Below are 22,935 nucleotides of genomic sequence, written 5' to 3' on the forward strand. Positions count from 1 at the left end.
GCTTGTGGGAGAAACCTTGTGACCAGTGCACGCCCATTGTCGAAGACAATTATAAATGCGTGCACACAATACAAATGTAAGGAGTAATTATGTCAGAACAGATAGTAAGAACAGAATATTCTGAAGTAATGCAGAAATCATATATAGACTATGCTATGAGTACTATTTGTGCTAGAGCAATTCCTGATGTAAGGGATGGACTTAAGCCAGTACAAAGACGAGTGCTTTATGCCATGGAGCAGTTAGGTCTAAATCATAATAAGCCTCATAGAAAGTCTGCTCGTATCGTTGGTGATGCTATGGGTAAATATCATCCACATGGTGATAGCTCAATTTATGATGCACTTGTTGTATTATCTCAGGACTTTAAGAAAGGCATGGCTTTAGTTGATGGCCACGGAAACTTCGGTTCAATCGAAGGTGATGGCGCAGCAGCCATGCGTTATACAGAAGCTAAATTAAAGAAATTTACACAGGATGTATATTTAGCAGATTTAGATAAGGATGTTGTAGACTTTGTACCTAACTTTGATGAAACAGAGAAGGAACCTGCAGTATTACCTGTACGTATTCCGAACATTTTAATTAATGGTGCGGAAGGTATCGCAGTAGGTATGACTACAAGTATTCCAACACATAACCTTGCTGAAGTAATTGATGCTATGATTGCATATATGGGCAAGGAAAAAATTACAGTGGAAGAACTTATGGAATACGTTCCAGGCCCAGATTTTCCGACAGGTGGTATTGTAGTTAATAAAGATGAATTATTAGAAATATATCAAACTGGAACAGGCAAAATTAAACTTCGTGGTAAGGTTGAATTTGAACCAGCAAAAAAGAAGAGTGGTAAGGATAAGTTAGTTATTACAGAAATTCCATATACCATGATTGGAGCAAATATTTCTAAATTCATTTCTGATGTTGTGGATCTTGTTGAAAGCAAGAAGACAAGCGACATAACTGATATAACAAATGAATCCTCAAAAGAAGGTATCAGAATTGTTCTTGAATTAAAGAAAGGTGCAGATGTAGAAAAGATTAAGAATCTTTTATATAAAAAGACAAAACTCGAGGATACATTTGGTGTTAATATGTTAGGTATTGCTGATGGTAAACCAGAGCAGCTTAACTTAAAGAGTATACTTGCTTATAATATTGAATTCCAGTATGAAATTTTGACTCGTAAATATACAACACTTCTTGAAAAGGCTTATGAACAGAAGGAAGTTAAGGAAGGTCTTATTAGAGCTTGTAACATTATTGATTTAATTATTGAAATTATTAGAGGAAGCAATAATTTAAAACAGGCTAAGGAATGTTTGATTTCTGGTAATACTGAAGGGATTAAGTTTAAGAATCCGGAGTCAGAGATTTTAGCATCTAACTTAAACTTTACAGAAAGACAGGCTCAGGCTATCTTAGAACTTAGATTATATAAATTAATTGGACTTGAAATCTTAGCACTTCAAAAAGAATTTGAAGAATTAGTTGAAAAGATTTCTGAATATGAAGATATTCTTCATAGCAGAAAGTCAATGGCTAAAGTATTAAAGAAAGATTTATTAGCAATTAAGAAAGAATATGCACTTCCAAGAAAAACAGAAATAACTAATGCTAAAGCAGCAGAAGTAGTTGTTGAAGAGATTAAGGAACAGGAAGTAATCTTTGTAATGGATAAATTTGGATATGCAAAATTACTTGAAGTTTCTGCTTATGATAGAAATAAGGAAAGTGTTGATGCTGAGAATACACATGTATTTAGCTGTATGAATACGGATAAAATTGTTATTTTTACAGATAATGGTAATATGCATCAGATAAAAGTATTAAAGATTCCATCAAAGAGACCTAAGGATAAGGGTGTACCTATTGATAATCTTGGTAACTATAGTAGTGCTGGTGAATCAATTGTAGGAATCTATGCATATAATAATATTAAAGATAATAAGTTGTTATTTACTACTAAGATGGGAATAATGAAGCTTGTTGATGCATCAGAATTTGATGTTAACAGAAGTACAATTTCAGCAACTAAGTTACAGGATGATGATTTATTAGTTAGTGTAAATGCAACTAGAATTACAACTAAGGTTGTAGAAGTTCCTGAAACAGATGAAGGAGATATTCCTCTTATTTTATCAGGTGGATCGGATGATGGATTTGATGAACAGTTAGGTCTTGATTTCGAGGCTATGGGTTATGGTGATATTGATATAGCACCTAAAGAAGAAACACAGTATACAAGAGAAATCTTAGTACTTCAGACACATGAGGGGTATTACTTAAGATTCCCACTTAAGGATGTTCCGGAAAAGAAGAAGAATGCCATCGGTGTTAAAGGAATAAAGCTTACTGAGGGTGATTATGTAAGAACAGTATTTCTTTTGGATGTTGGAGATAATAAGATTGTACAGTATAAAGGTAAAAAGGTAGAACTTCGTAAACTTAATATTGCAAAACGTGGTGGTAGAGGTTCTAAAGGAAAGTAGAAAAAAGACGTAAAAAGGATGAGTGTAGGATAAATACAACCTAGAAAGTGTATTTATATAAGTGTATAGTATTGTGATTTTTGTATAGTATTGTAATAAGAAAATAAGTAAAAATTATTTCAGGAGAATAAAAATGCGGAAAAAGATAATTAAAAAAGCTATGGCTATTTCATTGAGTTTAGCCATATCAGTGGGGCTTATAAATCCCCCTACAGAGTATTTAAACAATAATCTAAGTGTTTATGCAGATGATTTTGAGAATAGTATTAGTGCTTTTCCAGATAGCTATAAACCATATCTTAGAAATTTACACAAACAACATCCTAATTGGACATATACGGCTTTTAATACTGGGCTAGATTTTAATACAGCAGTTGTTGCTGAGACATCAAATAATAGAAGTTTGGTTGAGAATGAATACTCAGATTATTTAAAAAGTAATGCCAAAGGAGATTATAATTCAAGTACAGGTCAATATATTGCCAAGGATTCAGGAAGATGGGTGTCGGCTTCTAAAAATACGGTTTCGTATTTTATGGATCCTAGAAACTTTATAAAAGAAGACACAATTTTTATGTTTGAAAATTTATCATATGATAAAAATAAACATACTCAGTCAGGTGTTGAAGGTGTTCTTTCAGGATCATTTATGAGTGATGTATTTGTTGCATATAATGATAAATCAGGAAACCTTAAAACTATAGATACCAAGTTTTCAAAAGCCATTATGGATGCTGCTTCTGCAAGTAAAGTAAGTCCATATTATATAGCATCCAAAATGCTTCAGGAGATAGGACGTTCGTCATATAGTGGATTTCCAAAAGTAATAAATGGAAAAAAATATGGATTAGGCGCAGGTTCTGCTATAAATGGTAAGCATAAGACTTATCCGGGCATTTATAATTTTTATAATATAGGTGCTAGTGATGGTGATGATCCTGTTAGCAGAGGTTTAAAGTGGGCAAGTAGTGGAAGTACATATGAAAGACCATGGAATACACCTGTTAAATCTATAAAAGGAGGAGCAGTTTATATTGGTGAAAAATATATAAATTGTGGACAGTATACACCATATTTCCAAAGATTTAATGTTAATAGCAAATCATCTTATGATTTATATACTCACCAGTATATGACAGCAATTCCAGCTGTTGCACAGGAAGCTAAAACTACATATAATGCTTATGTAGCAAATAATGGAATTAATACAGCACTTAATTTTGTTATTCCAGTTTATGATAATATGCCTTCTATGGATACAACTATTCATATTGGTAGTGATGGAAATAGAACTGGTACAGTTAATGATACAATTAATACCAGAACAGGCCCTTCGGTAGGTTATGATATTATAGGTAGAATTAAGCCAGGTACAAGAGTTACTATTATAGATTATGTAAGATCTGATACAGCAAATACAAATCAATTTTTAGTTAATCCATATTGGTATAAGGTATCCTATACTGATGGGGATGGTGCTGCAAAAACATCATTTGTTTCGGCAAGATTTGTTGATGTGGATGTTACAGATGAATACTATTTAGGAGTTGCAGCTCCTTTGGACATAGATATCTCAAATGAAGAAAAAGCATACTTTATGACAGATAATCCTGCTGTTGCAACAGTGGATGATGATGGAAATGTAACAGGTGTAAAAGAAGGAACAACTAACATTAGAGCATATACAGTTAGTGGAAAATGTAGTGTTGTTGGTATTAAAATTGTTAGAATAGGTGTTAAATTCTCTAAGAAAAAATATTACATTCCAAAGAATGGAAACTTAAAAATTACAGCTAATGTATATACATTGCTTGAAGATAAGAGTGTTACATATACTGTAGCAAATACTAATATTGCAACAGTAGATGCTTCTGGTAATGTTAAAGGTAAGAATTATGGAACTACTACTTTAACAGCTACAACTAACGTAGATAAAAAGAAAGCAACATGTACTATTCAGGTAGTTAAACCAGTTGAAAAAATCACCCTAAATAGAAGTAAGAAAAATATTTCAGTTGGCAATACTTTTAAGTTAGTTGCATCATTCGTTCCTAAGGATGCATCAGTACAGTTACTTAAGTGGAGTAGTTCAAATAAATCTATAGCTAAAGTATCTAAGGAAGGTTTAGTTACTGCTGTAAAACCAGGAACATGTGAAATTACAGCCAAGTCGGTAGAAGGTGGAAAAACAGCTAAATGTGTAATTAATGTTATACCTAAGGCAATAGCTAATGTAAGTGCTGCTTCATATGGATATGATAGAGTTAAGATAAAATGGGATGTCCAAGCAGGTGTAACTGGATATGTTGTATTTAAACAAAATACGTCAAATAAGAAGTATACAAAACTTGCTACAATTGAAGGAGCAAATAACAACACTTATATTGATAAAGGCTTGAAATTAGGCCAGAAGTATAGATATAAGGTTAAATCTTATATTGCGATTAACGGTAAAGATTATAGAAGTACATACTCAAAGGTAGTTGGTGCAAGACCAAAGCCTGCTAGAGGAAAAATAAAATACCTTAAGAATAAAAGGAGAAGTATTAAGGTTAAATTTAGAGCTGTAAGAGGCGCAACTAACTATCAGGTATTTAGAAAAGATAGTGTATCTAATAAATATAAAAAGATTGCAGGATTTAAGAGCAATAAGACATATTACTTTGATAGGAAAGTGAAAAAAGGCGTTACATACACATATAAAGTACGTGCAATAGTAAAAGTTGGAAAGAAGAATTACAAAGGAAAATGCACAGTAGAAAAGAGTATAAGTAGATAAAATTAAGTCCCAGCACTTTAAGTGTTGGGACTTTTTTCATACATTTGATTAATGTTTAAATTACATTCTAATAACATCTTGCAAGATTGTTGCAACGTCAGGAGCAAGGAATCTTGCTGCACGTCTAATGTCTGGATATGAATCCTGCATTGCATAACTAAAGAATGCATGCTCAAACATATCAAGATCATTATAATTATCGCCAAATGCCATTGTATCTTCTTCAGAAATACCAAAAGCTTCCTGGACTTTAATTAGTGCATTGCCTTTGGTAACGTATGGAGCTGTAATGTCAACCCATCTAGGTTGTGATTGAACAACATATAATGAGTTTCCCCATTCTTTTTGAAGCTTTTTGGCAAAATCATCGATATTTCCCTCTCTAAAAGCTGAAACCTTAATGACTTCTTCTTTAATGTCTCGAAGGTTTTTAATTTCCTCTAATATGTTGTTTAAATCTTTTGTTATGTGATCGGCAAATGATTGGTTTTTTACCTTTGAATATGTTTTTTCCTCACCGGAAATCATTAATTCACATCTAGGTTCTTTTAATATCTCCTCGGATATTTTAAAAGCTGTTCTTTTATCTAAGAAAGATTTGCTTATTAATTGTTCATTGTAAACAACTAAAGCACCGTTAACACATATAAAAACTATGTCGTCTTTTACAGGCTCAAAAAGACGACGCAAGCTTGTGTACTCCCTTCCACTTGCAACAGCAAATAATATTCCCTTTTCCTTAAATTGTTTTATATACTCAATTACTTCCTCTGGTATTTGCGTATCTCCGTTTCTTAGCAAAGTACCATCTACGTCACTTACTACTAGTTTAATCATGTTTCTTCCTTTATTCGTTAATATTGTTGTTTCCAACATAAAAAGTATATCATATCATTATTTTATTAACAAATGTTATTTGAAATATTGTTTATAAAGGATAATTTTGATATACTAGTCAAGGTAAGAAAAGATGTTAGGAGATATGTTATGGGTTTACATGACTTACATCCACATATAAGATGGACACCTAAAAAGATGGCGTTATCATTGGTGTTTACAACGATTATTATGATTGCTACTTTGTTGGTTACAAAGAAAACACCGAATGGATATATACATATGGGCAATGCATTTGTTCTTTTGGTTTCATTATATTTTGGACCAGAGTTAAGCATAGTCCCAGTAGCATTAGGCTCTTGTCTCGCAGACTTGGCGTTACGTATGCCTGAATGGGCTTTATTTACACTATTTATTAAAGGTACAATGGCATTTATAATGTGTGCAATATCAAGAAGAAGACCAAGACTTAAACTCGCAGCAACAACAACATTTGCTGGCGCTGTAGTAGGAAGTGCGTATTGCGTTTTGATGTATACATTGGCATCATGCTTTATGGCAGGTTCTTTTTCAAAGTGGTATATTGAAGCAAAATGGCTTTTATTTGAAGCAGTTGTAGGGGTGATTTTGTTTTATATTTTTGGATTTATTATTGATAAAACGAAAGTTTATAAGATGTTATATAGTTAATACAAAAAACAGCATTTTAAATGCTGTTTTTTAAAGGAAGGAAATTACCATGGAAAAATCAAGGAAACAAAAAGAATCGTTTTTTAGTAAGTATGGATGCTATTTATTAGGATTTTTTATTCCGCTTGCTATTATGATTGTTTTATATATGTTAAAGGATATTTATCCGTTTGGAGATGAAATGTATTTAAGAAGCGACTGTTATCATCAGTACGCTCCTTTTATGCAGGAATTTTATAATAAATTACATAATGGAGGTAGTTTATTATATTCATGGGAGATTGGAACGGGTAGTAACTTTACAGCTCTTTATGCATATTATTTGGCAAGCCCATTAAATTGGTTAGTGTATTTTGCTCCTAAGGGACATATTACAGAAGTTATTAGTTTATTCATTCTATTAAAAACAGCATTATGTGGACTTACATTTACTATATATATCAGTAACCATCATAAGACAAAGAACGTATCGATGGCTGCATTTGCTATATTCTATGCACTTTCATCATATATGGCAGCATATAGCTGGAATATAATGTGGCTTGATTTGATGGTTCTTCTTCCAATTGTTATATTAGGATTGGAAAACCTTGTGCTTAAAGGCAAGTGTATGTTATATATCATATCTCTTGGTATATGTATATTTTCAAATTATTACATAGCCATTATGATATGCATTTACTGTGTAATATATTTCTTTGTGTTGTTGTATGTACATAGAAGAAGGTACTCAGGACACTTTACGATAGTTTCGATGTTTAAGTTTTTCTATTCATCAATACTTGCAGGTGGACTTGGTATGGCGATGGTACTTCCAGAGTATTATTCTCTCCTTACAACGGCATCAAGTGATTTAGAAGTACCAACATCAGTTATGAATTATTTTTCAATGTTAGAAATGGTATCTAGGTCACTCATATGTGTGGAGTGTTCTATATTTGATCCACATAATCCAAATTTATATTGTACGGTATTGGTGTTTTTATTAATTCCAATTTACTGTATTTCAAGAAAAGTAAATTATAAGGAAAAAATCGCTAAAATTGCTGTAGTATTATTTTTCTTACTAAGTTTTAATACAAATGTATTAAACTTTGTATGGCATGGATTTCATTATCCAAATTCGCTTCCAGCAAGACAGTCATTTATTTATATATTCCTTGTTTTGACAATATGTTATGAAGGATGGACGTATGTTGGAGAGGTGAATAAAAAGCAATTATTTGCGATACTAGCTGGTGTATTTTTCTTGTTTATTATGCTTGAGCAAATGTTTGTTGGGGATGATTATCCATTCTATATTGTATACGCTTCATTTGGATTTATTCTTGTGTATACAATTATTTTTAGAACCTATAAAAAGAATTTAAGAAATAATGGATGGGTCGTTTATCTGTTCTTTATAATATGTATTGCTGAAAGTGCTATTAACATGGATGTTACAGGACTTGGAACAACAAGCAGAAGTGCTTATCTTGAAGATAATCATAATATTACTTCTTTACTTGATCATGTTAAGGAAAAGGAAAACGATAAGTTTTATAGAACTGAAAAAGTAATTCATAGAACGAAAAATGATGCGGCTTGGAATAATTATAAGGGTGTTTCAGTGTTCTCATCATCTGCAAGTGGTGGACTTACACAGTTTTATAAGAGAATGGGATTTGAAAATTCATTTAATGCATATTCGTTTTATGGATATACACCGCTTACTGCATCTATTCTTGATGTAAAATACATGTTATCAGATAAGGATGTTCCACCTAATTCATCATTTGAATTATATAGTCAGATAGAAGATGAATTATATGTATTTAAGAATAAGCATGCACTTCCATTAGGATTTATGGTCGGTGAGAAGTTTATTGATAATTTTGATATAAATATGGATAATCCATTTTATGTTCAGAATGAATTTGTTTCAGCAGCAACAGATGCTGAGGAGATATTCCATGTATTACATTCAAATACAACATCACAGGGTGTTGCAAGAACTAGGGTTGATGAATCATGTTATGTGTATATTTATTTAAATAACAGAACAATGGAAAGAGCTACTGTTAATATATATGATGCAGAAGGAACATTAATTGATACATTAAACTTTACGCTTGATAAGAAACCAAGAATATGCAATGTAGGTTATATACCAGCGGATGGAGCTATTGAAATATCTAATCCAGATACTGAAGAGAAAGTTTCAATGAATGCATTGGTTTATTCTTTTAATCCTGAGGCTTATGAAGAAGCTTATAAACAGATGGCAAGTCAGGGTTTGGAAGTAACTTCATTTAAGGATACAAGAATAGAAGGTAAAATTGATGTTAAAACAAGAGGATTAATGTTTACATCTATTCCTTATGATAAGGGATGGACGGTTTTAGTTGATGGAAAGAAAATAAAACCAATTAGTATTAAGGATGGATTCTTAGGCGTATATTTAGATGAAGGTAGCCATAAATTAGAATTTAGATATTATCCTAGAGGACTTAAAGCTGGTTTGTTAGTAACGGTATCAACAATTCTTTTATTATTAGTATACTCATTATATAGAGTGCTTCATGATGATAGAAAGAGTGGTAAAGGAAAACATTCACCGGATGATAATAGACAGTTTAGAAGAAGACCAAGAATTTCTGAAGATAATGAAGTATCTGATGATGATATTAAATATGAGTATTCTGAAGAAAATATGAATAAAGATGATTCTGAGGATGAAGGAATATTAAAGAATCATGTAAAGAGTAATGGAAAGAAGAATTCTAGAAGAGTTTCACTTAAAGATATTGCTACGAAGGAATTTGCTGGAGAAGATGAAAGTGAAAAGGTAACAGAATCAGAGGATGCTGAAACATATGTTGATTCAAAAGATGATAATAGCAAGGATTCTTCATCTAATGATAGTAAAAAAGTTGACGTGGATGAATTCGCTAAGATGGAATTTGAAATGTCAAATGAGATGGAAGATATTGTTATTGAGGTAAATAAGAAGGATAATAAAGAAGGGATATATTAGAAATGGATAAATTAAAGCAAAGTGTAGTGTATAAATATCTTAAAGTTTTATTATGTTTGTTTTTGATGTGTGTGTATCCTTGTGCATATATGTATTTAAGTAATATTGGAGAAACAAAGATAAAAGTGGTGATAGTTCCGCTGTTTATGTTTTATATGATAGCATTTTTTGTATTTCATATAGTGATAATTTTTGCGAGAGATATATATAAATCAGGTACTATAGCGTGTGTATTTATGTTGATCTTTTTAAATTTTAATATTGTATATAAGTTTATAGTTAGTAAAATAAAGATTAATGATATTTTTTTATTGGTTTTGTTTATGTTTTTTTGGTTTGTAATGTCGATATATATAGTACGTAGCAAAATAGATTATGATTTAGTTGTTTTTTGTATTATATTTGCATTTGGTGGGCTTATATTATTTAATCTAATTATGGCAGTTCCCAAATTTACAAAAATGAATCCTAAGAAGAATGTGATTAAAGTAGAACAATATGCTAAAAATAAAAATAATAGACCAAATATATACTATGTTTTGCTAGATGAATATGCAGGAAAGGAAAACCTACAGTACTATTATGATTTTGATAATTCAAAATTTTTAAACGATATAGAAAAAATGGGTTTTAACATTTCGAATACGACATATAATTATGAAGGAATATTAACATCAGAAATAGTACCTAATATATTAAATTTAAATTATGTTACGGAAATAGATGGATTGCAAATGAATAATTTAAACTTGTTGGATAATCCAGTTATGTATAGATTTTTTAAGGATTTAGGCTATGATATTAATATAATTAATCATTTGGGATTATTTGATACAAAAGATGTTAATGTGTTATACGAAACAGAAAATGCAGATAGAGAAAAGGGAGTTGGTGCACATGATGTAGATTATTACTTGATTTTTAATAGTGCTATTGAGCAGATATACCAAATAGTTAAAAAATCGCAAAAAAGCTCGTCATATGATAATTACAGGAATGATTGTAAAAATGCAATTAATATGCTTAAGAATTCTTGTGATTATGTTGATGATAAACCAACATTTACATTATGTTATATGATGTTACCTCATCAACCGTTTGTTTTTGATGAAAAAGGCCAACCTATTGATGATGAAAAAAAAGTGTATAATTGGGAAACACCAGAATTGTATATTAATCAATTAAAATATTTAAATGGTCATTTGGAGGAATTTATTCATAATGTTAAAGAAAAAGATCCAAATGCAGTTATAGTTATTCAAGGTGATCATGGGACTAGATATGCATATTTTCGTATGTGTGATTATGCAAAGGATGAGTATAATGCTGCTTTAGAAACTGAAAAGATGCAAAATGCTTTGAATTGCGTATATTTTGGAGGGAAAAAAATTGATATAGAAGGAATGTCAGCAATTAATACATGGAGAAAAATATTGAATGAATTATATGGGACAAACTATGAAATGATTAATCCTGAAAAGAAATTTGTATATAAATGGAAGTATTGTGTAGGTGCTAATCGATAATATGATTAATCAGTTTAGTATGTTGATGGAGTGATACTTCTTAACTGTAAAAAGCATAGGACTATGATGTCTTATGCTTTTTTTGATGATTTATATACAAAAAATTGAAAGTAAAAGTGTATTTTATGCAGAAATTTATATTTTTATGCATAAAACTTGCATATTATGCATAAAAGATGTATAATTCCATTCAGGTAGTATATTGGGACGAAATATGGTAAAATATATAACTGTATGTGAATTGAAAGAAAGGTAAGATTCTTTGAATCAGGTGAGATTATGGAGATTATAAAAGGTGGCGTTACTGCAGCTAGTGGATTTAAGGCAGCAGGTGCATACGCAGGATTTAAAAAATTAAAAGATAATCAGTTTAAAGAAGAAATAAATGATATGGCAATGGTTGTTAGTGATAAGCCATGTAACATAGCTGGAACATTTACAACAAATGTTGTTAAGGCGGCGCCAGTACAATGGGACATGGATGTTGTTTATAACAATAAGGTTGCTAAGGCAGTAGTTGTTAATAGTGGTATAGCTAATGCAGCAACTGGAGCAGAAGGCATGAAGGCATGCGATGATACAGCAAAAATTGTAGCTGATGCATTTGGTATAGATAAGAAAGAAGTTCTTATAGGTTCAACTGGTGTTATCGGTTATGAAATTCCTATGGAAAAAATCGATAAGGGTGTTGGTCTTTTAAAAGAAAAATTATCAGACACAATTGAAGCTGGAACAATTGCTTCAAAAGCTATTATGACCACTGATACAGTTAATAAGGAAGTAGCAGTTAAGGTTATAATAGATGGTAAAGAAGTAACAATTGGTGGTATGTGTAAGGGATCAGGTATGATTCATCCAAATATGTGCACAATGTTATGCTATATTACAACTGATGCAAATATTACAAGTGAGATGTTACAGAAGGCCTTGAGTTCAGTTGTTCCAGATACATTTAACATGGTTTCGGTTGACGGAGATACATCTACTAATGATACAGTATTAGTATTAGCAAATGGTGAGGCTGGTAATAAGGCTATTGATTCTGAAAATGATGATTATAAGACATTTGCTGAAGCACTTTTATATGTTTGTACAGAGTTTTCAAAGAAAATGGCTGGAGATGGTGAAGGAGCAACAGCACTCTTTGAAGTTACAGTTAAAGGCGCTAAATCAAAGGATGAAGCTAAGGTGCTTGCTAAGTCAGTAGTTAGTTCATCACTTGTTAAAGCAATGATTTATGGTCATGATGCAAATAGTGGACGTATTCTTTGCGCACTTGGTTATAGTGGAGTTAAGTTTGATCCTGAAAAGGTCGACTTATTCTTTGAAAGTAAAGTTGGTAAAATTCAGATTGCAAAAGATGGTAAGGTCTTAAGTATTGATGAGGATTTTGCAACTAAGATTTTATCAGAAGAAGCAGTTACAGCTATTTGTGATATGAAAATGGGCGAAGCAGAAGCTACAGCCTGGGGATGTGATCTTACATATGATTATGTAAAAATTAATGGAGATTACCGTAGTTAATTACTTACTAGATAATATAATGATAATTTAGTATCAAAATACTACTAAGTATGGTAAGTTTCAAATTGATACTAAGTATATAATAAATAATATTATTAGAAAGGCACATTTTGTGATATTGGTAAAACGATATGATAATGAAGGGACAAGAAGACATGGGAATGGAAAAATGGATTGAGAAGGGTAATGTATTAATTGAAGCTCTTCCATATATTCAGAGATTTAATAGAAAAGTAATAGTTGTTAAATATGGTGGATCTGCCATGCTCGATAAAGAGTTTATGATGAATGTAATACAGGATGTTACACTTCTTAAACTTGTTGGTTTTAAACCTATTATTGTTCACGGTGGTGGAAAAGCTATTAGTGCATATATAGAAAAACTTGGTATGACACCTAAGTTTATTAATGGTCTTAGAGTTACAGATGAGGAGACACTTGAAGTTGCTGAAATGGTTCTTTCATCAGTTAATAAACAGCTTGTATCACAGGTTGAATCACTTGGTGTAAGAGCAATTGGTATTAGTGGTAAAGATGGTGCGCTTCTTACATGTAAAAAGAAATTATCAGATGGTGAAGACATTGGATATGTTGGTGAAATCATAAAGGTTAATGCAGACATCTTATTTGATTTACTTGAAAAGGATTTCTTACCAATCGTAATGCCAATTGGCATGGATGAAAACTTTCATGGATATAATATTAATGCAGATGATGCTGCATCAGCGATTGCAAAGGCTGTTAAGGCTAATAAACTTGCATTCCTTACAGATACAGAAGGTGTATATCTTGACCCGAATGATCCAAAGACAGTTATTTCTGAAATGACAGTTTCAGAAGCACATGAACTCATTAAGTCAGGTGCAATTGCAGGAGGTATGCTTCCTAAGATTAATAACTGTATCGAAGCAATTGAACAGGGTGTATCTAGAGTACATATTATTGATGGTAGAATTTTACATAGTATCTTACTTGAGATATTTACTAATAAGGGTATTGGAACAGCTATCTTAGAAGATGGTCAGGAAAAGTTCTATCGTGGTGAGATAGATGATTAATTGTAAATAGAAGGGGCCCACGAAGTGGGAAGAGGTCTGTTTACTCTGTGCACACTCATCACCGAAGGTGATTTTAAATGTGTGCACATCCCGTCTAGTAGATATATAGAAAATCGAAAAATAGAAGGGGCCCATGAAGTGGGACTTGATTAGAATGCCGGCGAAGCCGGAAGTTTCTAATCTAAGAAATGCATGCACATCTCGTATTTTTTTAAAATCCGTTTTTAAAGGAGGTAATTTTATGAATTCACAGGAATATATGAATCTTGCAGAAGAAAAACTTTTGCATGTATATAATCGTTTTAAAATTGTTTTAGATAAAGGTGATGGTGTTTACCTTTATGATGTTGATGGTAAAAAGTATTTAGACTTTGCAGCAGGTATTGCCGTATTTGCTCTAGGTTATAATTATAAGTCATATAATGATGCACTTAAGGCTCAGATTGACAAGGTGATTCATACATCAAATCTTTTTTATAATGTACCTGCTATAACAGCAGCCCAAAAGATTTGTGATAAAACAAAAATGGATCGCGTATTCTTTACAAATAGTGGTACAGAAGCTATTGAAGGTGCTATTAAACTCGCACGTAAGTATGCATATAATAAGGATGGAGCTACAGATCATGAGATTATTGCTATGAATCATTCGTTCCATGGACGTTCAGTTGGTGCTCTTTCAGTAACTGGTAATCCTCATTATCAGGAAGCTTTCAAGCCTCTTATGGGTGGTGTTAAGTTTGCTGAATTTAATAATCTTGAAAGTGTAAAAGAATTAATTAATGATAAGACTTGTGCTATCATATTTGAAACTGTTCAGGGTGAAGGTGGTATTTATCCAGCTGAAAAAGAATTTATCGAAGGGGTTCGTAAATTATGCGATGAAAAAGACATCGTTTTAATATTGGATGAAATTCAGTGTGGTATGGGACGTACGGGAAAAATGTTTGCTTATGAACATTATGGTGTAAAACCTGATATTGTTACTATGGCTAAGGCACTTGGCTGCGGTGTCCCTATTGGTGCATTTGCTGCTACAGAAAAAGTTGCGTCAGCAATGGTTCCAGGTGACCATGGCACAACATACGGAGGAAATCCACTTTGTACAGCTGCAGTTAATGAAGTGTTTGACATTTTTGAAAATGATAAGATTTTAGATAATGTTGTAGAAGTTTCAAAATATTTAGAAAGTGAGCTTGATAAATTAGTTGATGATTTTGATGTGATTAAGGCTCGTCGTGGTAAGGGACTTATGCAGGGCTTGGTTGTAGATGGTAAACCAGGTGATTACGTAACAAAGGCACTTGAAAATGGACTTATTGTTATTTCTGCTGGAAGTGATGTTTTACGTTTCGTTCCACCACTTATTATTTCAAAGGAAAACGTTGATGAAATGATTTCTATTATGCGTAAAGTGTTGGCATAATATATAGTTGCAAAATGATACTAAGTATTGTATTATGAACATAACTATATTATATAATTATGGAGAATTTATATGGATAAAAGAGCTTTGAAAAAAGCTGTTATAGACATAGTGTTAATGATATTAATAGGTTGCGTCGTTATTGGCGCAACCATTGTTTATAACAGGAATTATAAGAAGAAATCAAAGGGGAAAGTATTAAATAATGGAGCAGTTAGTGTAGCTTCGATTAATATATGGTTCTGTGATGATTCATTAAAACCATATATTAGAAATATTAAAAAATCATTTGAAAAGGACTATCAGGTAAAGATTAATAGTAAATATGTTGATAAGGATACTTTATTTGAAAGTATAAATGAAGCAAATAAGAATAATCGTAAAGCAGCTCCGGACATGTATTTATTTCCAAGTGAAAAACTTGAAAGTGCATATTTAGGAGGTATGAGTAAGGATGTTAAATTATCTGATGAGGATATGAGTAAACTTAGTGAGACAGGAATTGTTGCTGCAACTTATGATGGTAAAATGAGAGCTTATCCTATCATGTTTGAAGAACCTGTGTTTGTTTACAATAAGGATTTATCATCTACACCTATGAAAACATTTGATGAAATATTAGCTTATGCTAAGCAGTTTGATAATACAAAATTTCCAAATGTAACAGATATTTTAAAATGGGATGTTAAGGAACTTCAGTATAACTATGCATTTGCTGGAGAATACTTAAATTTTGGTGGTAAGTATGGAGATAATGCAGAAGAAGTTGATGTTAATAACTTAAATGTTAAGGCTGCACTTACTTACTATAATAGTTTGAATAATTATTTTGCTACGGATATAAATACTGTAAATTATGATAGTATTGTAAATGATTTTAATGATGGAAAGATTGTTTATACTATGATTAATTCAAAGGATCTAAAGAAACTTGATAAAGTTAATTATGAGGTTACTAAGATTCCGGATATGACGGATATTTTAAAAACAAGAACTTTATCATTTACAACACTTCTTGCAGTTAATCCATATGGTAAAACTGTTAGAGATGATAACAATAAAGAATATGTTGATAAACTTATTTCATATATGCTTTTTGATAAAACTGATATTGTAGAAAAGAAATCAGATTATATCCCATGTGTTAAAAGTAACACTGACAATACTAAGAAAGCAATATATGAACAATATGAGGCATCTATTGGTCTTCCTAAGTTTGAATATGCCAGTGGTTTTTACGTTTCGCTTGAAATTGCCATGGGAAAGGTATGGGAAGGTAAGAATATTGATGAAACTGTTGCAGAATTTGAAGACAGTTTAAAATAATGCTAAAATATTTTTTGCAATTTACATTTAACACATAGATTTTTATTTTTAATTGTGATAGAATAATAATTAGTTAATCATACGCCCGAATAATTACAAGGAGGGCGTATGAGATTTTTTGGTGTCTTAATACTTGTCTGTGCTTTTGGATTAACTTCATGTAGTAAGAGTGAAGTGAGTACTAAATTGGAACAAGTAGAAACATATAGAAAAAGTGATAATAATAAGAAATCATTAAGTGACAATGAAAAAGTGGCTGGTTCAATAAATGAAACAGGAGAATTGGTGCCGAATGGAAAAATAATGGTATATATTTATGGGGAAATAAAAAAGCCTGATGTATATACGTTAGATGAAGGGGCAAGAATTTGTGATTTGGTAGATATGGCTGGTGGTTATACAAAAAAGGCTGCCATATATTTAAATCTTGCAGCAAGACTTAATGATGGTGATCAGATTAAGGTGTTATCAAAAGAGGAGTATAAGAACAATAACGGGCAGATTATTGATGATAAGCAGTTTGAAAATGTTGAAGAACATAGTGGAAAGATAAATATTAATTCTGCAGATGCAAATAAGCTTATGGAGTTATCTGGTATAGGACAAAGTAAAGCTAATGCAATAGTGGAATATAGGGAGAGTAATGGTGGCTTTAAAAGTATCAGTGATATTAAGAATGTATCTGGTATTGGTGAAGCTTTATATGAAAGAATAAAGGAAAAAATAGAAATCTAGAAGAGGTGAGTTATGGCAAGTAAGGTACTCGTTGTTGATGATGAAAAATTAATAGTTAAAGGTCTTAAATTTTCTCTTATGCAAGATGGCATGGAGGTTGATTGTGCATATGATGGTTTAGAAGCGGTTAATTATGCAAAGAATAATAATTATGATATGATTTTATTAGATGTAATGCTTCCAAAACTTGATGGATTTGGAGTGTTACAGCATATTCGTGAATTTTCAAATGTTCCAATTATCATGCTTACAGCTAAGGGTGATGATATGGATAAGATATTAGGACTTGATTATGGTGCAGATGATTATATTACTAAACCATTTAATATATTAGAAGTTAAGGCTAGAATGAAGGCTATTTTAAGAAGAAATTCACATGTTGCCAGTGCTCCAGTAGATACAAGTATTATTGAAAAAGATGATTTGAAACTTGATATAGATAGTAGAAGAGTATTTATTGAAGGAGTAGAGGTTAATCTTACTGCCAAAGAATTCCATATTTTAGAATTGTTAGTAACAAATCCTAATAAGGTGTATAGCAGAGAAATGCTCCTTGACACAGTATGGGGCAAGGGTACACCGGGAGATGTTCGTACAGTTGATGTTCACGTTAGAAGACTTCGTGAAAAAATTGAAAAAAATCCAGGTGAGCCAAAGTATGTATATACTAAGTGGGGAATTGGATACTATTACAAGGAATAATGATGAAGGAAAAGAAGTTTTATAAATTAGGACAAAAAGTCATAAAAAGTATATATGTTCATAATTTTTTAATAATGCTAGCGGTAATATTTATACCGCTAGTGTTGTTGTCTATATTCGTTTATACAATTGTTGAATCGACTGTTGTAGGTCAGAAGATGGCGCGTATAGAGACTCAGAATAATATTTTGAGGAACTATATTTTAAGTGAGAATTATATGGATTCAGGAGAATCCATTATTGTAGATACAGAACTTAGCCAGTTGTCAAATGTATATAATGGACGTATTGAAATAATTAATAAGAATTATAAGATTATTAAAGATACATTTGTTACTGATGAAGGTAAATTTTGTGTTACGGGAAGTGTGTTAAGAGCACTTAAGGGAGAACAGTATTCTCATTTTGATTCTGAAAAGAGATACATGGAATTTGCTATTCCACTTGTTAAAGTGGATGGTAATGATAAAAGTAAGAATAATGTAGTTGGCGCTATTCTTGTTTTCTGTCAGGTTGAGGATATCGGTGATGTGAAGGATAAGATGGTTAATTTTATATTCTTTTTCTTCTCAGTTATGATTTTAGTTGTTATAGGTGTTTCAGTATGGCTTTCTATGCTTGAAAAGAAGAGATATCATAAACTAACGAAAGCCATTGATAGTTTAGGTAATAGAGATTTTGATACTAAACTAAACGTGGTTGATAATAATGAATTTATGATTATTTCAGATAAGTTTAATAAGACTGTTGAAAGTATTAAGAGATTGGATGAATCAAGATCTCAGTTTGTTTCAAATGTGTCTCATGAACTTAAAACACCAATCACTTCCATGAAGATTTTAGCGGATTCTTTAGTTGGTCAGGATAACTTACCGATTGAGATATATCAGGAATTTATGACAGATATAGCATCTGAAATTGATCGAGAAAACGAAATAATTACTGACCTTCTTGATATGGTTAAAATGGATAAGAAGACAGCAACTCTTAATTATTCTTCAGTTGATATTAAGGAGTTGATTGAACAGGTATTAAAGAGACTTACGCCAATTGCTAGTGAGAAGAATATAGAACTTGTTTTTGAAAGTTTCAGACCAGTTGTAGCTGATATTGATGAAGTAAAGTTTGGAAGAGCAATTTCTAACCTCGTGGAAAATGCTATAAAATATAATGTAATGGATGGATGGGTTAGGGTTACGCTTAATTCGGATCATAAGTTTTTTTACATTACAATTAATGATTCTGGTATTGGTATTCCAGCTGAGAACATTGATAGAATTTTTGATAGATTTTATAGAGTTGATAAGGCCAGAGACAGGGAGACAGGTGGATCAGGATTAGGACTTTCAATTGTTAAGAACATCATTATTCTTCATGAAGGTGAAATAAAGGTATATAGTAAGGAAGAGGAAGGCACTACATTTTCAGTTAGAGTTCCGCTAAGAGTTCTTAAGGAAAACGAAAATATTGAAGATACAGGCTTTATAGAGATTCCTGAAGAAGAGGAGGACATATATGATGAAGAAGAAGATATGTAGTTATGTATTAATCCTTGTATTGATTTCAGCTTTGTTTTCACAGTCGGCCTGCAAAAAGAAAAAAGATAATGGACTTGTTATATATTATATGAATCAGCAGAGTACAAAGTTATTAACAGATTCTTTTTTTGCAGATTCAAAAAATGAGGAAGAAGTTTTGGTTGAGATGTTTGAAAAACTTCAAAGTAAACCAAGTGATGTTGATATGTTTGAAGCTATACCTGATAGTGTTAAGGTATTAGGTAGTGATATTGATACACAAACCAAAACGTTATCTGTAAATTTTAGTAAAGAGTATTATGATATTGAAAGGTCAACGGAAATCCTTACAAGAGCAGCAGTAGTACTCACAGTTACTCAGCTTGATTCTGTAAATTATGTGGACTTTTTAGTTGATGGTGCAAGACTTGTTGATTCAGATGATCATATAGTTGGATTTATGAGTGAAAATTCATTTGCTGATATATCTGCAGGTAGTAAAATCACCAGTAGTACTAAAAGTGATTTTACAATTTACTTTGCGAATACGGACTATTCGAAGCTAGTTCCAGTTAAGCATACAGGTAGATATTTAGCTGATGCGTCTCTTGAAACTTATATTATTAAAGAAATAATAGATGGACCGGATAGTTCAGAGTATAATGCTACAATTTCAGGAGAAACAAACCTTGTAAGTGCAGTAACTAACGATAATGTGTGTTATGTTATATTTGGTGATGACTTTGAAACACTTAATGCAAGTTATAATTCAGATATACTCATATATTCAATAGTTAATTCTTTAGTAGAACTTCCTTATATTGATTCAGTTAGAATTTCAACATCTAGTTCAAGCGTGGATGGAAGTAATAGTTTTAATGGTATATCGCTTGAGGATAATTTTACAAAGAACCCAGATATTATTGAAGGAGATTTAAATAAAAATTGATAGTTAAACGACCAATGATTATTGCGTTAATAGCCTACGTGCTAACCGAATGTATGGCTTATGCAAATTGTTCGATTAACATTTTTGTATATACATATGCTGTGATTATGTTATTGTTTTTAGCGAATAGACGGTATATGCAAAAGAAAATATTAAAGAATAATAAAAAAGCCGAGCAGAAATCTGTTTCGGCTTTTATTTGTGCAGGGATTCTAATATTTCTTTCAGGATTACTTGGATATAATGTTATGGAGAAAGGTCTAGAAATAAAAGCAGAGGTATATAGACTTTATAAGCCAGCAAGAAATGAAGGGAATTTTGATGAAAGGCGTTATGAATTAAGTATTCAGAATATATTTTTTTATGAGAAAGATGTAAATAATAATAGTATTAAAAATGGAGAAAAAGATAATAAAAAGCATAAGATAGGTTTTATAAATCCTATTATTTATCCTAATGATGGTAATTTTGCTGGTTTAATAAAAAAGAATATAAGTTTTTTTGCAAAGAACTATATGGATAATTTAAGTAAGATAAAGTTGTGGATGGAGTATAAAATAGATAATAATTGTGATGAGGAAACAGCCTCTATTTATAGAGCTCTTTTGATAGGAGATAAAAAATCTATTACAGAGGATGATAAATTAATGTTTCGAATAGCAGGTATTTCTCATATATTTGCTATTTCAGGATTACATATCTCTATATTAGGAATAGGATTATATAATTTATTAAGAAAGAAATTTATGATGCCTTTTTCAGTATTGGTTAGTATCTTTCTGATTGTAAATTATTCTCTTATGATCGGTATTAGTGTTTCTACAACAAGAGCAATAGTCATGTTTGCACTTAGAATGATAGCTGAAGTATATGGGAGAAAATACGATGAAGTAAATGGATATATTATTAGTTTAATGATTGTGAGCAGTATTTATCCTTGGGGATTTACAGGATTTTCTTATCAGATGTCATTTGCTGCTGTGGGAGTATGTTATTTTATTATTCCAAAGGTGACAGGGTTTCTTAAAATCAATAGTTTTGTTTTAAGAACTATTATATCGAGTGCAATTCTAAATATGTTTTTAAGTGTTTTAATTGCTATTAATTACTATGAGATTTATCCATATACTGTATTGACAAATATATGTATATTACCTTTTATGGGGGTTGTTATAGTATTAGGATTTCTTGGATTGTTTAAAATTGGAGGATTTTTGATAAAATGTGGAATGGGATTATGTGATGTAATATGTAGTTTTAAATATAGTCGGATTATATGTGGAAAGATAAATGAATGGCAAATAATAGTAATAATAATTATCTTTATGGTTTACATAATATATATAAAGGTATCAGAGAACAAAGACGAAAGAAATAAAATAAAAACAGGAGATTTTAATGATTATAAGGATGAGAAGAAAACTGCAGTAATAAAATGGATTAGTACAGGATTAATTTATGTAGCGGTATTTGCTAATGTTGGTTTTGGAATACATATTAAGGATTTTTTAATCAATTATTTTAACATATCAGAACGCAAGATTGAGATGGTTATGGTTGATGTAGGTCAAGGGGATTTCTTTTATGTTAAAACCAAAGAAGGACTTAATGTAACAATTGATGGTGGAAGTAGTGATATAAGGGAAGTAGCTAAATACAGGATGGTTCCTTTTTTGAAATATAAGGGAATAAGTACGATTGATTATGCGTTTATTTCACATGGAGACGATGATCATAATAACGGAATAATGGATATTATAACTAATTATGATTTGTATGGAATTAGTATTAGTAATCTTATAGTCACAAAGTTAGATAATATGGATGAGTCGTTAGAAAGGATTATAGATACAGCATATGCTTATGGCGTTAATGTAATAAGGATGGAAGAAGGAGATAAGCTCCTTGATTTTATATGTGTTATGCCATACAAGGAACTGACGTATGAAGATCCTAATGAGGCTTCAATGGTGTTGTCTTATGAAGATAAAGAAACATCGGCATTATTTACTGGAGATTATAATTATGATGAAGAGTATTTGCTAAATAATATAAGCAAATATACGGATGTTGAGTCGTACACTATCTTAAAAGTGGCTCATCATGGATCAAGATTCTCAACAACTGATAGCTTTCTAAAAAAAATAAAACCTGATTATGCATGGATTTCCTGTGGGATAAAGAATAGATATGGGCATCCCGCTAACGAATTATTAGAAAGAATAAGTAAAAATACAAGTGCATCAATTTATGTTACAAAGGAAGTTGGTGAGGTTGAATATAATAAATAATTAGTGCGGAGTTTACGGAAATATGGTATATTATAAGGAGTCGCGAATAAAGCAGAAGTTTAGTTTA

At 31.2% G+C, this 22,935-nt stretch carries 15 protein-coding genes; 14 read left to right on the forward strand and 1 reads right to left on the reverse strand.

Features of this window, described 5'->3' with window-relative positions:
- The first annotated feature begins 89 nt into the window (after positions 1-89).
- Positions 90-2,492, forward strand: a complete 2,403-nt coding sequence (locus B5D16_RS06300; RefSeq protein WP_078766132.1) for a DNA gyrase/topoisomerase IV subunit A — start codon at positions 90-92, stop codon at positions 2,490-2,492.
- Between the two features lie 133 nt (positions 2,493-2,625).
- On the forward strand, positions 2,626-5,271 hold the full coding sequence (locus B5D16_RS06305; protein ID WP_078766133.1) for an Ig-like domain-containing protein: 2,646 nt from the start codon (positions 2,626-2,628) through the stop codon (positions 5,269-5,271).
- A 60-nt stretch (positions 5,272-5,331) separates the two neighbouring features.
- Here the strand turns inward: B5D16_RS06305 and B5D16_RS06310 are convergent, their stop codons facing one another.
- On the reverse strand, positions 5,332-6,108 hold the full coding sequence (locus B5D16_RS06310) for an HAD family hydrolase (protein WP_159444310.1): 777 nt from the start codon (positions 6,106-6,108) through the stop codon (positions 5,332-5,334).
- A 150-nt stretch (positions 6,109-6,258) separates the two neighbouring features.
- Here B5D16_RS06310 and B5D16_RS06315 point away from each other — a divergent pair, with 150 nt between their 5' ends.
- The 12 genes from B5D16_RS06315 to B5D16_RS06370 all read left to right on the forward strand — a co-directional run bounded on the left by B5D16_RS06315 (position 6,259) and on the right by B5D16_RS06370 (position 22,868).
- Entirely contained in the window at positions 6,259-6,798 is a 540-nt protein-coding gene (locus B5D16_RS06315) for an ECF transporter S component (protein ID WP_159444311.1), read from the forward strand.
- A 49-nt stretch (positions 6,799-6,847) separates the two neighbouring features.
- The gene (locus B5D16_RS06320) at positions 6,848-9,814 is read left to right on the forward strand and encodes a YfhO family protein (protein ID WP_078766136.1); all 2,967 of its coding nucleotides are present in this window, start codon (positions 6,848-6,850) and stop codon (positions 9,812-9,814) included.
- Positions 9,815-10,251: 437 nt separating this feature from the next.
- The gene (locus tag B5D16_RS06325) at positions 10,252-11,340 is read left to right on the forward strand and encodes a hypothetical protein (protein ID WP_159444312.1); all 1,089 of its coding nucleotides are present in this window, start codon (positions 10,252-10,254) and stop codon (positions 11,338-11,340) included.
- Positions 11,341-11,619: 279 nt separating this feature from the next.
- A complete protein-coding gene (argJ, locus tag B5D16_RS06330; protein WP_078766138.1) occupies positions 11,620-12,864 on the forward strand; it encodes a bifunctional glutamate N-acetyltransferase/amino-acid acetyltransferase ArgJ in 1,245 nt (414 codons plus the stop codon).
- A 131-nt stretch (positions 12,865-12,995) separates the two neighbouring features.
- On the forward strand, positions 12,996-13,922 hold the full coding sequence (gene argB / locus B5D16_RS06335; protein WP_078766139.1) for an acetylglutamate kinase: 927 nt from the start codon (positions 12,996-12,998) through the stop codon (positions 13,920-13,922).
- 241 nt (positions 13,923-14,163) lie between these two features.
- Positions 14,164-15,348, forward strand: coding sequence for an aspartate aminotransferase family protein (locus B5D16_RS06340; protein WP_078766140.1), 1,185 nt, complete (start codon positions 14,164-14,166; stop codon positions 15,346-15,348).
- A gap of 72 nt (positions 15,349-15,420) precedes the next feature.
- A complete protein-coding gene (locus tag B5D16_RS06345; RefSeq protein ID WP_078766141.1) occupies positions 15,421-16,674 on the forward strand; it encodes a sugar ABC transporter substrate-binding protein in 1,254 nt (417 codons plus the stop codon).
- Positions 16,675-16,782: 108 nt separating this feature from the next.
- The gene (locus B5D16_RS06350) at positions 16,783-17,409 is read left to right on the forward strand and encodes a ComEA family DNA-binding protein (RefSeq protein ID WP_078766142.1); all 627 of its coding nucleotides are present in this window, start codon (positions 16,783-16,785) and stop codon (positions 17,407-17,409) included.
- 12 nt (positions 17,410-17,421) lie between these two features.
- The gene (locus B5D16_RS06355) at positions 17,422-18,111 is read left to right on the forward strand and encodes a response regulator transcription factor (RefSeq protein WP_078766143.1); all 690 of its coding nucleotides are present in this window, start codon (positions 17,422-17,424) and stop codon (positions 18,109-18,111) included.
- 74 nt (positions 18,112-18,185) lie between these two features.
- Positions 18,186-19,649, forward strand: a complete 1,464-nt coding sequence (locus B5D16_RS06360) for a sensor histidine kinase (RefSeq protein ID WP_159444313.1) — start codon at positions 18,186-18,188, stop codon at positions 19,647-19,649.
- Positions 19,630-20,577: a GerMN domain-containing protein gene (locus B5D16_RS06365; RefSeq protein WP_159444314.1), complete on the forward strand. Its 948-nt coding sequence runs from the start codon at positions 19,630-19,632 to the stop codon at positions 20,575-20,577. Before B5D16_RS06360 ends, B5D16_RS06365 begins: the two co-directional genes overlap by 20 nt.
- A gap of 137 nt (positions 20,578-20,714) precedes the next feature.
- On the forward strand, positions 20,715-22,868 hold the full coding sequence (locus B5D16_RS06370; RefSeq protein WP_159444315.1) for a ComEC/Rec2 family competence protein: 2,154 nt from the start codon (positions 20,715-20,717) through the stop codon (positions 22,866-22,868).
- Positions 22,869-22,935 lie beyond the last annotated feature (67 nt).

Source organism: Eubacterium uniforme, from assembly GCF_900167115.1.
GTDB classification, from domain to species: Bacteria; Bacillota; Clostridia; order Lachnospirales; family Lachnospiraceae; genus Eubacterium_S; species Eubacterium_S uniforme.

Bases quoted from the DNA above. Each gene is read 5' to 3' on its own strand.
- B5D16_RS06300 (WP_078766132.1), top strand. From the start codon at position 90: ATGTCAGAACAGATAGTAAGAACAGAATATTCTGAAGTAATGCAGAAA.
- B5D16_RS06305 (WP_078766133.1), top strand. From the start codon at position 2,626: ATGCGGAAAAAGATAATTAAAAAAGCTATGGCTATTTCATTGAGTTTA.
- B5D16_RS06360 (WP_159444313.1), top strand. From the start codon at position 18,186: ATGCTAGCGGTAATATTTATACCGCTAGTGTTGTTGTCTATATTCGTT.
- B5D16_RS06370 (WP_159444315.1), top strand. From the start codon at position 20,715: ATGCAAAAGAAAATATTAAAGAATAATAAAAAAGCCGAGCAGAAATCT.
- B5D16_RS06365 (WP_159444314.1), top strand. From the start codon at position 19,630: ATGAAGAAGAAGATATGTAGTTATGTATTAATCCTTGTATTGATTTCA.
- B5D16_RS06325 (WP_159444312.1), top strand. From the start codon at position 10,252: ATGGCAGTTCCCAAATTTACAAAAATGAATCCTAAGAAGAATGTGATT.
- B5D16_RS06340 (WP_078766140.1), top strand. From the start codon at position 14,164: ATGAATTCACAGGAATATATGAATCTTGCAGAAGAAAAACTTTTGCAT.
- argB (WP_078766139.1), top strand. From the start codon at position 12,996: ATGATAATGAAGGGACAAGAAGACATGGGAATGGAAAAATGGATTGAG.
- B5D16_RS06315 (WP_159444311.1), top strand. From the start codon at position 6,259: ATGGGTTTACATGACTTACATCCACATATAAGATGGACACCTAAAAAG.
- B5D16_RS06345 (WP_078766141.1), top strand. From the start codon at position 15,421: ATGGATAAAAGAGCTTTGAAAAAAGCTGTTATAGACATAGTGTTAATG.
- B5D16_RS06320 (WP_078766136.1), top strand. From the start codon at position 6,848: ATGGAAAAATCAAGGAAACAAAAAGAATCGTTTTTTAGTAAGTATGGA.
- B5D16_RS06350 (WP_078766142.1), top strand. From the start codon at position 16,783: ATGAGATTTTTTGGTGTCTTAATACTTGTCTGTGCTTTTGGATTAACT.
- argJ (WP_078766138.1), top strand. From the start codon at position 11,620: ATGGAGATTATAAAAGGTGGCGTTACTGCAGCTAGTGGATTTAAGGCA.
- B5D16_RS06355 (WP_078766143.1), top strand. From the start codon at position 17,422: ATGGCAAGTAAGGTACTCGTTGTTGATGATGAAAAATTAATAGTTAAA.
- B5D16_RS06310 (WP_159444310.1), bottom strand. From the start codon at position 6,108: ATGATTAAACTAGTAGTAAGTGACGTAGATGGTACTTTGCTAAGAAAC.